Below are 12,284 nucleotides of genomic sequence, written 5' to 3' on the forward strand. Positions count from 1 at the left end.
TTTCTATTGAATTAGGAATTTTATATTAAAGTCTTGTCTCAAAAAAATATTGGATTATTATTTGATTCCTCTTGCTTTATAGATAATCTCTTTGGCATTGTTGATGCTTTGCAATTTTTCTTCAGCAGCGCGCTTGATGTCTTCTCCCAATGTAGCCACCCGGTCAGGGTGGTGCTTCAGCACCAGTTTGCGATATGCGGCACGTACTTCTTCGTCAGTGGCTGTGGGGGCTATTTCCAGCACTTTATAGGCTGCATCCAGTGAGTTTCCTCCCAGATTGAGCATGGATTCCACTTCTTTTTCGGATAATCCCATATAAGCCGCCACCTCTTTCAACGCCTCTATTTCCTCACGACAGACGTTATTGTCGCTTCGGGCTATATTTGCGAGAAATCCCAGTAGCTGCAGGCGTTCTTCGTATGTCAGGTTGGCTGCAATCTGCATACCGCAGTCGCGGATTGTATTCTTGAATGCAAGAGGATTCTGCATATCCATGCGTTTGCGTTGTTCAAAGAGGTTGAGCAATATCCGTTCGCCTTCACTGACTGCCGCGGTACCGAAGTTTGCCCGTAAGAAATTGCGGACGTACTCCATTTCGCTGTGCATAATGCGTCCGTCTGCCCGTACAATGTACGATGCCATTACCAGCATTGAGAATAGAAAACTGTTCCGCTGTCCGCGAAACATATCTTCTTCTGCTTGCCCATTACCATAGGTTGTTGTGTAGCTTGCAGAGCTGCCGCCGAATTCAATTAATGAACCGAGTGCATATCCTGCCAATGCTCCGAGCGGTCCGCCTGCCATAAAGCCGATGATACCGCCAATCCATTTTCCTGCTCCCATAATTATGTCCTTTATTTTGCAAAAGTAACTATTCTTACCTAAATAAAAAGAAAAGGTGAAATTTTTAGGATACTAAAATTTAATCGTCCGACAGCTGTTGAATTATCGTCCGACAGTTGTTACATTATCGTCCAACAGCTGTCGGACGATAATTCAACAGCTGTCGGACGAATAGATTTAGGCGGAATGGACATTAATCGAGTTCATGCGTGTTCCACCAAAAAGTCAACCACAGCGTCAACCGGTACAACCATAAGAACTGTATAAAAGCAAAAAGCATCAATAATCATCAGATTATCAATGCTTTTTTTTAGTCGGGGTGACTGGATTCGAACCAGCGACCACACGCCCCCCAGACGCGTACTCTAACCGGGCTGAGCTACACCCCGCACTTTTGTTTTGCGTGTGCAAAGGTACGTATTTACGGGGATTGTGCAAATTTTCTCCCCTCTTTTTTTGCTTTAGTGGTGATATTTCTTCTTTCTGTTGTTGTAATATGCTGATTATTAAATGTTTATTCTGTTGATTAGAGCTAATTTTATTTGTATCTGTTTGTACAAAGTTATCTCTAATATTTTAGGAATGTTTTAGGGAAAAGATGTGCGCAAAAAGAGGTATATATATTTTCCTAACGGGTGTTAAATCGTTGATTTTTTTATATATCACTCGTTCTTTTTTTGGAAAATAATCGTATATTTTTGTAGCACGATAAAATTGTCAAACCTAAAAATAAATATTATATGGCAACTTTTAAAGTGCTCCTTCACGCTTCTAATAGAAGAAAAGACGGGACTTATCCCGTCTCTTTGAGGATAATAAAGAATATGAAATCTAAGTATATCTCACTTGGACTTTATGCAAGGAAGGAAGAGTGGGATAGTGAATGTGGACGTTTCAGATGTGACAAACGTGTCTGTTCTAATTATAAGGAATATAATGCACGAATATTGCAACTATTGGCTCGTGCACAAACTGTCGAGCGTGATTTTGAATATGATAAAATAGACTGGACTTTAAATCAGTTTGAAAGCGCTTTCCTCTATAAAAGTAAACAAGGGAAATTTCTTGATTTTGTATGTCTGCGTATTAATGAAATGAAAGAGACGGGACATATTGGGAATGCCAAGGTATGGGAACGAGTGGTCTATAACCTGCGCTTATTTGATAAGAAACTGCCTGCACGTTATTTTCAAGAAATAGACTTGAAGTATGTAAACGGCTACAATCAGTTTATGGAAAAAAGAGGTTGGTGTGGTAATACTCGCAAGCATGAATTGAAGACGTTACGGGCTATGTTGAACAAGGCTATTTCTCTGAAAGAATGTTCACCTACAACTTATCCTTTTGGAAAAGGTGGTTTCTGTATTTCCGCTTTGGAAGAAGAAACCCGTAAAAGATATTTGCCACAGCAGTATTTGTCAGCTTTGATGAATTGTAAGTTTGAAAACAAGCCTCGTGAAGTGGCAAGGCGCTTGTTTCTGTTCTCCTATTTTTGTTACGGGATGAGTTTCATTGATATGGCAAACCTAAAAAAAGAAAATATCAAGGTGGAGGGAGGAAAAGAATATATTATATATAAGAGGCACAAAACAGAACATAGTAAGAATGCCAAATTTATTAGAATACCCATGACTGATGAATTAAGAAATCTGCTATTATGGTTCGAGATGAACACTGCCCTTATTGGTGATTATCTTCTTCCTTTGGTATCGAAAGATTATAAAGGTGAACAGTTATATGATCACTTACGTAGAAGATTGGCACGCTATAATGACCGTTTGAAAGAAATAGGTGAAGAACTTGGGTTTACAGAAAAGTTGACGAGTTATGTAAGTAGGCATTCCATGGCTATGACTTTACAAGCTGACGGTGTTTCCCGTGAAATGATAAGTCAAGTAATGGGACATAAGGATTTGGAAACGACTAATACTTATTTGGACAGCTTTGGTGATGCTGAAATAGAGAGAGTTACAATAGGTGCTTTGTATAAAAACAGTGTTAATTTATAATAATGTATAATATAATGAAACTTATAAATTATGAGAAAAATAGATTTTAAACAAAAACTTATCAATCCTAATTATAGAGTTGATAATAATATGATTCGTAGGTATATACGTGAAATATTTGTTTCGAAAGAAATGACAGAACAAGAAATTGCTGATGTTGAACAAGTGATAGAAGCACGCTATGAAAGGCATGGAATACTAACAATGGAAGATAATATTCAATGTTTAAGAACTGGTAACGGATTTGAGCTGATAGAGGGGGACAAACAGTCTCTTGCTTATATTCGTGAAGAGATTAACAAATATAGACAGAACTTTGCTGACGATTTGACCTTTTGGTCTGAGGTAGAGAAAGATTGGAATAATCTGCCTTGTCTGTTAGGAGATTTGAACGAAATTGAGAACTATAATTTGAATATTTATCTTGGTGAATTAAGGTTGTGGTCAGAGAAATGCCCTGATACTCCTAAGAAGAAAAAGGAGTTGGGGACAATGGATAACAAAGAAGAAGTTTTGAAAAATATATGTGATTTGTTAAAAGGGCACATGCACGTAAGTGAGACACCACCTTCTGATATAATCGGTATAGATGAAGTCTGTGAAATGACTGGTCTGTCGAAGTATACTGTTTATAAGAAGACATCTAACAAGGAAATACCTTTTTATAAGTCAACTTTGAGTAAACGTAGTGTCTTGCGTTTTCTCCGTCCTGAGATTAGAACTTGGATGTTGAGACATCGGATAGGGACGGTTGATGAATTCTTGGAGCAACAAGATGGTGTGTATAATAATAAGTAATATAATATTAGTAATTTAAGAATATAGTATTATGTATGATACCTTAAAATTAATATTGAGAGAAGAAGAACTAAATAATGAAATTAGTTTTATGGAAGAAATCTCTTGTAGACTGACTGATGTGAAGTACTATAATAATAAGGTGGTAGGTCATATTAGAAATATGAGGGTGGAAGTTCGTGATACCACTTTAGTTGTTGAGGGTAGTCTTACTAAATGGCTTTTAGGTAATAATTATGAAAAAAGTTTATCCTTATGGGATATTAGGGTTGCGATAAAGAGTTTAAGTTCTGCTCTTGGTGTTCCATTGGAAATGGCTAAAGTGGTAAGGCTTGATATAGCTTTTAATTTTAGTGTGGCATATATGCCTTGGTTGTACATGAAGAGGTTGCTTTATTCTGATGGTTATCATCGTTCAAATATAGAAAAAGAGACCCTCTATTTGGATAAGTATGATGTTCAACTGGTGTTCTATGACAAGATGAGTGAATTAAAAAGTTGTGGTGTAGAAGAATTGGAAGAATTGGCACATTTGAATGTGCTGAGATATGAGTTCAGGTTTAAGAGGGTGACGAAAGTGCTGGGTGAAGTAAGGGGTAGCTATTTGTATCATCCTGATTTTTGTTTGTTGTTATTGAATAAATGGTATAGGTGTTATATGGATATTGATAAGCAGGTGGAGGAAGTTGGTATAAAGTTTACTGGTATAAAGAGTATGAAAGAATCTTGTGTTGCCTTATGTATGTCTGAAATAAATATGTTCGAGAAAGTTGAAGAGGCTTTTGTAAAAAAAGAGATAAACAGCGCTGTTAAGTTTGCTGTCTTACAAGAGTTACGAAGAATAGGGGCAACTTATTGTGATTATGACAAAGTGTCTTTAGTAGATGAGCTGACGAAAAAAATAGAGAATGTCTATGTTATGTTGAAAAGGCGATATAATGTTACTCCTGCTCGTATGGAGATTCTTAGTAAATATATTGATAGTAAATATATCGTGTAAATATCGTTTTTATTCGTTTTTTGATATGGTATTTATTAAAGGTGGTATCGTTATTAGTAGTAAATTATAATTGTGCAAAAAACGCTTATTTACAATCTTTCTGCCTATGTTGGTGAAGTGTCGTGGATAGAGGATTTTCTTGCAACATTGAAACAAACGAAGTATCGTTTACAGATGCATTAAGTATTTCGGAGAGGTTGGAGATTTCTGTAAAGAAGTTCCAACCTCTGTTTTATAAATGATTTGAAAATATGTCAGCAGAAAAGTTCAGTTTTACAATACCTAACTCACAACTAAGGAAGAAGGCTGTTTCTTTAGGTATTTCAGAAGAGGTTTATAGTAAGTTGTTACACAAGCAACAGGTATATTGCTTGAAAAGTAAAAGTTTTCAACGGTTAAGTAGGAGGGAGGTTGATAACGCTGTTCGTGAAATCTTCCATCCTACTAAAATGGAGGAAAAGCAGGACGAATTTTATTGTAAAGAACTTCTTGAAAAAGGTGTTGATTTCGAAGAGCTTCAAGAGGGGTTGTCTTCTATATCTTTATTTAGAGATTTCCTATCTTCTGAAGGGTGCGTTTCTACGAGATAAAGATGATTAATGGAGCCACATTTGTCACAAACGATATTTTCAACTGTTATTGGAACAATCATCTCTCTTTTGCACTTAGCACACTTGATTTTGGTAAGATTTTTCATAATTATAATTCGTTCTTTTTGTAACGATACAAATATAATAGTTTTATGGTGAATGACGAAATTCTTAAAATAGAAATTCAAAATAGGTTTGATGAATTGATGAAAGCCCGTAGTGGTTATTATAAAGATAACCCTAAGAATAGACATTTAGGTCGAGTTGGTATACCTTATGGTAGTAATAAAAAGTTTATTGACGAAGAACTTATTAAATTTAACGATAGATTCAACGAGGAACTTGACAGATATAAAAATGGAGAGATGAAGGTAAATGAAGTAATTCATCTCGGGAAGGCAAAAGGTATATTGGCTAAAATTGTTCCTAATAACAATCCTATCATTTTGAGACAAAGAGTTATTTCAAAGGGGATTAGAAAGAAACATAATGTTGATGTTAAACAAATAAAGAATTTACCTATTCTTATTTCTGATCCTTTAATGATTTTCAAAAGAAAAGAAGGCGATTCTTATAGTGTTTTAATTAGGGCTAAAGATAATGACAATAAGAATATCTTTGTTGCGGTTCATCTTAATCAGGACAATCCAAGTCAACAAGATAGAGATAAAGGTATTCTTATTGTTGATGATATTAAATCGTTTCACGGAAGAGAAATGGAAAATATAATCTCTCCTATTGTAGAGAATAAATCTTTAGTGTGGGTAAATAAAAAAGATAGTCTTGAATTATTGTCCTCAGCAAAGTCAACCCCGCAGTACAATGATATTCAAGACTATCTTTCTGATGCTGTAAATATCGTAAGAAAATTTGAGAATACCAACGAAAAGGATAACGAGTTAAATATAATTAAGGGAAAAATAGAAGATGAACAACTTTTAAATCAGATTGTGGACGAAATTATAGAGAAAGCTAAGAAAGGCTCTCCTATTGGGACAGAGAAAACCTGGGGTGGAAAGGTCTATGTTAAGACTGAATTAGTGGGATAATAATTTCTATATTACTGGTTTCCTGTATAGTAAGTCCTTTTTTTGTTTTATAAAAAATTATGTAATAAATATTTTGAGAGTCAAAATTAATTAAATATATTTGTTTTGTGATTAATTAAATAGCACTATAATAGATAGTTATATATGGTGTATGATTATTGTAACAGACAAATATTATGATTATGGAGACTAAGAATAAGGGTTTTGATACTGGGATTGCGAGTGAGTATTTGGTACTTTCTATGTTGTATCGTCTTGGTATTGATGCTTATATGACATTGGGAAATAAGAAAAGTGTAGATATTTGGATAAAGAATGATGATGGATCAGACATCTCTATAGATGTAAAATCAGTTCGTGCCTTTGATTCTGTTCCCGTTGGTAATGTGGTGGCTAAGGATAATCATTATGTTGTCTTTGTGATATATAATAATAAGTTCGAAGATGTTCTTACTCTACCTGAATTTTATATTGTTCCAAGTAAATATGTGGTAGAGAATAGAACAAAATATGACTTAAAAGATGGTGGGAAAACTTATAATATCTTTAAAAAGGATATAAAGGACTATATTAATCGTTGGGATTTATTGAAAAAAGGGTGATAGTTATCAATTATAAATAGGGTGGTTGATCTAATAATTAACAACTAAATTATAAAAGTAGGCTGATACGGAATTTTCTATAAATATGATTTTAACTTTAATGATAAATTGATTATGTACAATTCGAATGAGTATTTAGGACTATTGTCTGCCTTGAACACATTTCTAATTTTTGGATTTGTTGTTGCTTATCTAATTTTGTTATCGTGTATATACACTTATGCTAATAGATTAGGGCGAGATGGTGGTGTATGGGTGTTTTTCTCTCTTCTTTTTTCTCCTTTGTTAGGTGCTCTTGCGTTGTGGCTTAAGGGTGAAACTGATGAACATCGTAAAGAAAGGCTTGTTCAAGAAAGAAAATGGATAATGTCTGTAAGTAATGATATGAAAGAACTGCAACATGTTATATCCAGTCTGCCTCAAGAAAAAGAAGTTTTTGCTGACACAAAAGATGTAAATTCAGAAGAGAAGGATAATGGGGAAGTGGATACCTCTAAAATAGTAATGATTTTTGTGGCTTTTATTGTTTTGTTAATGATAGTAATGTTTTTGGCATTTTTATGATTGATACTTTTTTGATAAATTTGGTCTAATGAATAAAATAATTTAATAAAAAGGCATTTCATAAATATAGAAAATAAGAACAACCTATCTAAGTTTGCGACTTGTTAACCCTAATAGAAACTATATTTCAGAATAATAAAATGGAAAAAGAAGGAAAATATTCAGTTCACCCTCGTTGGAATGATACGAGAGGTGTAAGCATAATTCATCATGCTACTGAAGAGGAGAGAAAGAAATTAACAGAAAAGATGGTTGAAACTATAATTAATAATGTAGAAAAATTTCATGCTGACAAGAATAAGCAAAATATAAAAGACTTGAAGAGTTGTCAGAAAGATTATTTGCAAGAAGAAAAGGACCTTCAACGGAAAATTTCTCTTGGGATGAAAAAGTACAGAGAGAAATTGTCAAAAGAATATATGGAAATTGGGCATGAAATAGAGTTGTCTTTGGCAGAGCAACATATAATTAGTGTCTTGGATAAATATATAGAAGAAGGTAATTTTGATATGGTAGAACAGTATATGTTCTATATGTTTAGAGATTATGGGATTGACTTGCTTGAAAATTATGAGGTGGCAGACAGAGTTGAATATATAAAGAGAATTCTGCCTACTTTGATAGATATAAAGATGAGAAAATCTATTTTAGAAGAAATCACAGAAATGATTGCCAATGATATTGAAGATATTAAATCTCTAATTGAGACGAAGAGGGGGCTGTTTATATTGGAAAAGAAAATAGCTTCTCAGTAGATATTGGATTTAATTACGAAAAATAGAATGCCGTTTGACTATTTTGTTGAATGGCATTCTTTTTATATATGTTTTGCCACTATAAGGAAGATAATATTGTGTGTTCTGAATATATGGGGATTGACATTAAAGAACTGTGTTGTAAATAATGGTCTGTTTTGTTGTCCGTGGTTAAAGTATGTCGGACCTTTATAGTGAAATTAAATGCTATAAAGTTATGGATGTTTTAGATGTTGATTTGTATCAGTTTGAGTTAAATTGTAGAGATTGTTTTAGGAGAGTTGTACTGAAAAAAGAAAAAGGAGTTGAACTGATTGTTCTAACTCCTTGTATATCTGAAAGTAATATTAAGTTCTTGAAAATTAGCTCTTTGGTTCCCCCAGACGCGTACTCTAACCGGGCTGAGCTACACCCCGAATTGCGGATGCAAAAGTACGGCTTTATTTTGAAATAGCAAATAATTCCTTAACTTTTTGTTGTATATTTGTTGTATGCTATTGTTTATTAGTGTATTATGATGATACAAATGGAACTGTTTTGGATTAAAATCTGAATCCGAATAGGTACGAAAACTATCCTTTTAATTTGGTTTCATTGGAGATTTATATTTATTTTGTGTTCAAAATACATGAAAATTACCAGTCAATGAGTATGATATATAAATACTTGAGTCATCCCTATCCACAATATGGAAAACCGTGGCAGATAATAGCATCTTCCGTTGTATTTGTTGTTTTGGTGTTAATAGTTTTTGAACCGTTTCATTATCGTTTGGATTCCATATTCCAGTTTTGGATTTTAATTCATTTTGTACTTATAACGGTGTTTGGAACAGCTGTTCCTCTTATACTGTTTCCAAAAGTGTTTAAAGGATTCTATGCACCTGATAAATGGACGATAGGTAAGCATATAGCGAATAATCTATTGTTTGTACTGTTGTTGAGTATAGAGATTATTGTGTATGAGCAGATTCTATTACCCGGATTAAATATAGAGCACACAAGTATTTCATTCTTAGGTGAAGGATATACGCGTATTATACTTACGGACTTATTGGTTGCGTTTGCCATTGCTGTTGCACCGATTGGCTTCACATTTGTACTAACGCGGATAGCTGTGCTAAATCAGAATCTTCAGGATGCTTTAGTATTAAACAATGTTTTATCGGACAGAATAAAATCAGAGATAAGGGAGGATGAGCAGACTGTCACATTGACCGGAAGTACCAAAGAACAATTAAAAACAAATCCGGATAACATCCTTTATATTGAAGCGGCTGATAATTATATGGATATTTACTATTTGGAAGAAGGGGAAGTTAAGCATAAGTTGTTGCGTTCGACTATAAAGCAAATTGAAGAACAACTGAAAAATTATGGCTTTTTTGTACGTTGTCACAGAGCTTATATCATAAACATGAACCATATTGACAGCATTGAAGGTAATGCAAAAGGATATAAGCTGCAACTTCTAAATGTGTCTAAGGAGATACCTGTGTCAAGAACCTATATACAAGTATTAAAAGAAAGAATCATGTAACCTTTTTTCTGTGTCATTTGCCACAAAAAGCAGGGGAGAGGCTACTTTTTCTGCATTTTGCCACCAATTTTTTCTGTCTGTCCCAGCTTTTGTGATACTGATTTTTTTCATTTTATGTTTGCAGCCAATAAAACTGAAAATAGTGCTGCTATGACAAAAGAAAATTTTACAAAATTGGTTCTGGTATTTACGATGGTGATGTATCCTTTGTACGAACTGTGCTCTCAAAACGTTACTGTGAAAGGTAGAGTATCTATCAATGCAGGTGATTTTTACTATGTCTCTGTCCAAGCAAAAAAAGATTCTGTAATCATTGATTATAGATATTTTGATGCGCCTGACTTTATCATGGAGGGTATCAAACAGAAGAACTTTATTCTTCGGATATCGTCTCCGCTTCTTTATAAACCCTACTCACAAACGGTAAGTTGCGATAGTGTAGCTACCGTTGATGTGGGGCTGATTCAGTTGGAACCGGATGTGATGAGTCTGGATGAAGTTACAATCGTTGCAACACCGCCTAAATTGAAGTTCACTGAAGGTAAGATGGTTTATAATATCCAGAATAATACGGATTTTAAACATCTCACGTCACTGGATGATGTGCTCCGGAGAATCCCGTTTCTTTCTATTTCTGAAAACAAGATTGATGTGTTTGGCAGAAAGAATACGATAATACTTGTTAATGGACTTCCGCCCAAGAATACAAACTGGGAGTTGCTTTCTTCTGACAATATCAAGGAAATAGAAGTAATAACCAATCCTTCGGCAGAATATAATGCAAGCGGAATGGCGGTAGTCAACATCATTACGCGGCAGGCATTTATCAGAGGCTTTAACGGACAGATAACTTCAACTGTATCAAAGGGAGATTTTTGGCGCTTGGAGAATTCGCTGCAATTAGGATATGCCACCGATAAGTTCAATATTTATGGAAGTGCGAACTATAATCCCAATAAACGGAACTTTATTGAAAAATATGGTCGTGATTTTCCAGACGGCAGTCAGATGTATAATACCATAATTCAGAAAAGGAATACCGCTAAAAACCATAATGCGGTGCTGGGCTTTGACTATATTCCACATTTTCGGCATATTATCGGAGTACAATATCAGAATTTTAATACGCATCCTACAAGGAGAACTACGAATGTAAATAATCTCCGGACAAACTCCATAACGGAAACCGTTGGAACAAATATAGACGGTGATTTTAAAAACTTCAGAAATATTTATGATCTGAGTTATACTTTTCAGGTTGACTCTATCGGTAAAAAACTGTCTGTCAATATGGGATATGTTGATTATTCGTCTTATGAAAATAACACCATAACAGTGTTGCACGATAGCCGGAATACGGATAAGAGTTCTTGTTCGGAAGCTGATATTACACTATATACAGTGAATGCCGACTATACACATAAGACGAAACAGGGGATTACCGGAAAAGCGGGTGTCTGTTTTTCACGTAATAAGAATAATAGTTACTATAATATGCAGGATGGAACAGAAAGCTATGATTCCGGAAAAGCAGCAATAGAATCATATAATGGGGTTGATATTAATGAGGATAAATTTTCCGGATATGTTTCTTTGCGTAGACAATGGAGCGACATACATATTACAGCCGGAGTGCGATATGAATATGTAAATTATGAGAATAGGAATAAGCAAGGGGAAAACTATACCAAAACTTACAATGATTTCTTTCCTTCGTTGGAAGTTGGCTATAAAGTAAATGAGCGGTTGCAAACCAATCTTTCTTTTTCGAGAAAAGTCTTGTATCCTGCGTTTCAGGATCTTGACCCGTCTATGCACTATGTTGACCCGTTTACATACTACGTGGGAAATATGAACCTGCGACCCGAATATTCTTATAATATAGGATTGGATTTCGTATATAATAAGTTCGTCAATGTTTCACTGGCTTACAATAAGATTCAAAACCCGCTTACATCATTCTTTGTCAAACGGCTTGAACCGGATTCACCTGTATGCTTGGCTATGGCGGAAAACCTGGATTCGCAACATATCTGGACTGCATCGGCTTCTGTTCCTTTTCAGTATAAGAATTGGACAATGCAGAATTCTGTTGGAGTAACCTTCAATAGTGTAACGTTTCGGAGTGAAAACATACCGATGAAGAGGAAGCGGACAATGGTTTATCTTTATACTTCTCAAGGATTCAGGTTTCCTGCTGATTTTAATTTGTTTCTGACGTATCAGTACAATTCAGCGGGGGTAAACGGCATTTTTTATCACTCCGGCAATCATGTTATGAATTGCGCGCTAAGTAAGTCGTTAATGAAAGGACAGATGGTTCTGTCACTGAAATATGATGATATGCTTAATAGTCGGAAGCAAAAGGTATGGACACAAATGCATGATATTGGATTTTCGCAAGAACTTGATTTCGACTCTTCTTTTATAAGTCTCTCCATTATGTTTAAATTTGGAAAATCGAAAAGTTCATATCAGATGAAAGAGAATAGCAAAAAGGAACTGCAGAGGATAAAATAAAGTAGTATGGGGATA

At 34.6% G+C, this 12,284-nt stretch carries 11 protein-coding genes and 1 tRNA gene; 10 read left to right on the forward strand and 2 right to left on the reverse strand.

The annotated features are described in order from the left end of the window. Positions 1-57: 57 nt before the first annotated feature. Positions 58-843, reverse strand: a complete 786-nt coding sequence (locus KG118_RS11350) for a DnaJ domain-containing protein (protein ID WP_117711014.1) — start codon at positions 841-843, stop codon at positions 58-60. Between the two features lie 314 nt (positions 844-1,157). After that, a tRNA-Pro gene (locus KG118_RS11355) sits at positions 1,158-1,232 on the reverse strand. 351 nt (positions 1,233-1,583) lie between these two features. Between KG118_RS11355 and KG118_RS11360 the strand changes: the two genes are divergently transcribed. The 10 genes from KG118_RS11360 (at position 1,584) to KG118_RS11405 (ending at position 12,269) form a co-directional block, all read left to right on the forward strand. Next, complete coding sequence (locus KG118_RS11360; protein WP_213388456.1) at positions 1,584-2,852, forward strand: site-specific integrase; 1,269 nt, start codon at positions 1,584-1,586, stop codon at positions 2,850-2,852. A 30-nt stretch (positions 2,853-2,882) separates the two neighbouring features. Next, the gene (locus KG118_RS17500; RefSeq protein ID WP_233514864.1) at positions 2,883-3,650 is read left to right on the forward strand and encodes a helix-turn-helix transcriptional regulator; all 768 of its coding nucleotides are present in this window, start codon (positions 2,883-2,885) and stop codon (positions 3,648-3,650) included. A gap of 31 nt (positions 3,651-3,681) precedes the next feature. Beyond that, on the forward strand, positions 3,682-4,650 hold the full coding sequence (locus KG118_RS11370; RefSeq protein WP_117711016.1) for a phage/plasmid replication domain-containing protein: 969 nt from the start codon (positions 3,682-3,684) through the stop codon (positions 4,648-4,650). A gap of 251 nt (positions 4,651-4,901) precedes the next feature. After that, on the forward strand, positions 4,902-5,240 hold the full coding sequence (locus KG118_RS11375; RefSeq protein WP_117711017.1) for a hypothetical protein: 339 nt from the start codon (positions 4,902-4,904) through the stop codon (positions 5,238-5,240). A 152-nt stretch (positions 5,241-5,392) separates the two neighbouring features. Next, positions 5,393-6,289, forward strand: a complete 897-nt coding sequence (locus KG118_RS11380) for a MuF-C-terminal domain-containing protein (RefSeq protein ID WP_117711018.1) — start codon at positions 5,393-5,395, stop codon at positions 6,287-6,289. A 182-nt stretch (positions 6,290-6,471) separates the two neighbouring features. Beyond that, positions 6,472-6,891 carry a hypothetical protein gene (locus tag KG118_RS11385; RefSeq protein ID WP_117711237.1) on the forward strand — a complete coding sequence of 140 codons (420 nt, stop codon included), beginning with the start codon at positions 6,472-6,474 and terminating at the stop codon, positions 6,889-6,891. A gap of 114 nt (positions 6,892-7,005) precedes the next feature. After that, a complete protein-coding gene (locus tag KG118_RS11390) occupies positions 7,006-7,455 on the forward strand; it encodes a hypothetical protein (protein WP_187119993.1) in 450 nt (149 codons plus the stop codon). Between the two features lie 140 nt (positions 7,456-7,595). Further along, positions 7,596-8,210 (forward strand): hypothetical protein, encoded by a 615-nt coding sequence (locus KG118_RS11395; protein ID WP_147331360.1) that lies wholly within the window; start codon positions 7,596-7,598, stop codon positions 8,208-8,210. A gap of 645 nt (positions 8,211-8,855) precedes the next feature. Continuing rightward, a complete protein-coding gene (locus tag KG118_RS11400; protein ID WP_117711020.1) occupies positions 8,856-9,749 on the forward strand; it encodes a LytR/AlgR family response regulator transcription factor in 894 nt (297 codons plus the stop codon). Positions 9,750-9,899: 150 nt separating this feature from the next. Beyond that, positions 9,900-12,269 carry an outer membrane beta-barrel protein gene (locus KG118_RS11405; protein WP_158560989.1) on the forward strand — a complete coding sequence of 790 codons (2,370 nt, stop codon included), beginning with the start codon at positions 9,900-9,902 and terminating at the stop codon, positions 12,267-12,269. Positions 12,270-12,284: the final 15 nt, after the last annotated feature.

This window comes from Bacteroides propionicigenes (assembly GCF_018390535.1).
Taxonomy (GTDB): Bacteria; Bacteroidota; Bacteroidia; order Bacteroidales; family Bacteroidaceae; genus Bacteroides; species Bacteroides propionicigenes.

Excerpts from the sequence above, each read along its gene's own strand:
- KG118_RS11385 (WP_117711237.1), top strand. The coding sequence starts at position 6,472 with ATGGAGACTAAGAATAAGGGTTTTGATACTGGGATTGCGAGTGAGTAT.
- KG118_RS11400 (WP_117711020.1), top strand. The coding sequence starts at position 8,856 with ATGAGTATGATATATAAATACTTGAGTCATCCCTATCCACAATATGGA.
- KG118_RS11375 (WP_117711017.1), top strand. The coding sequence starts at position 4,902 with ATGTCAGCAGAAAAGTTCAGTTTTACAATACCTAACTCACAACTAAGG.
- KG118_RS17500 (WP_233514864.1), top strand. The coding sequence starts at position 2,883 with ATGAGAAAAATAGATTTTAAACAAAAACTTATCAATCCTAATTATAGA.
- KG118_RS11390 (WP_187119993.1), top strand. The coding sequence starts at position 7,006 with ATGTACAATTCGAATGAGTATTTAGGACTATTGTCTGCCTTGAACACA.
- KG118_RS11395 (WP_147331360.1), top strand. The coding sequence starts at position 7,596 with ATGGAAAAAGAAGGAAAATATTCAGTTCACCCTCGTTGGAATGATACG.
- KG118_RS11360 (WP_213388456.1), top strand. The coding sequence starts at position 1,584 with ATGGCAACTTTTAAAGTGCTCCTTCACGCTTCTAATAGAAGAAAAGAC.
- KG118_RS11380 (WP_117711018.1), top strand. The coding sequence starts at position 5,393 with ATGGTGAATGACGAAATTCTTAAAATAGAAATTCAAAATAGGTTTGAT.
- KG118_RS11370 (WP_117711016.1), top strand. The coding sequence starts at position 3,682 with ATGTATGATACCTTAAAATTAATATTGAGAGAAGAAGAACTAAATAAT.
- KG118_RS11405 (WP_158560989.1), top strand. The coding sequence starts at position 9,900 with ATGACAAAAGAAAATTTTACAAAATTGGTTCTGGTATTTACGATGGTG.
- KG118_RS11350 (WP_117711014.1), bottom strand. The coding sequence starts at position 843 with ATGGGAGCAGGAAAATGGATTGGCGGTATCATCGGCTTTATGGCAGGC.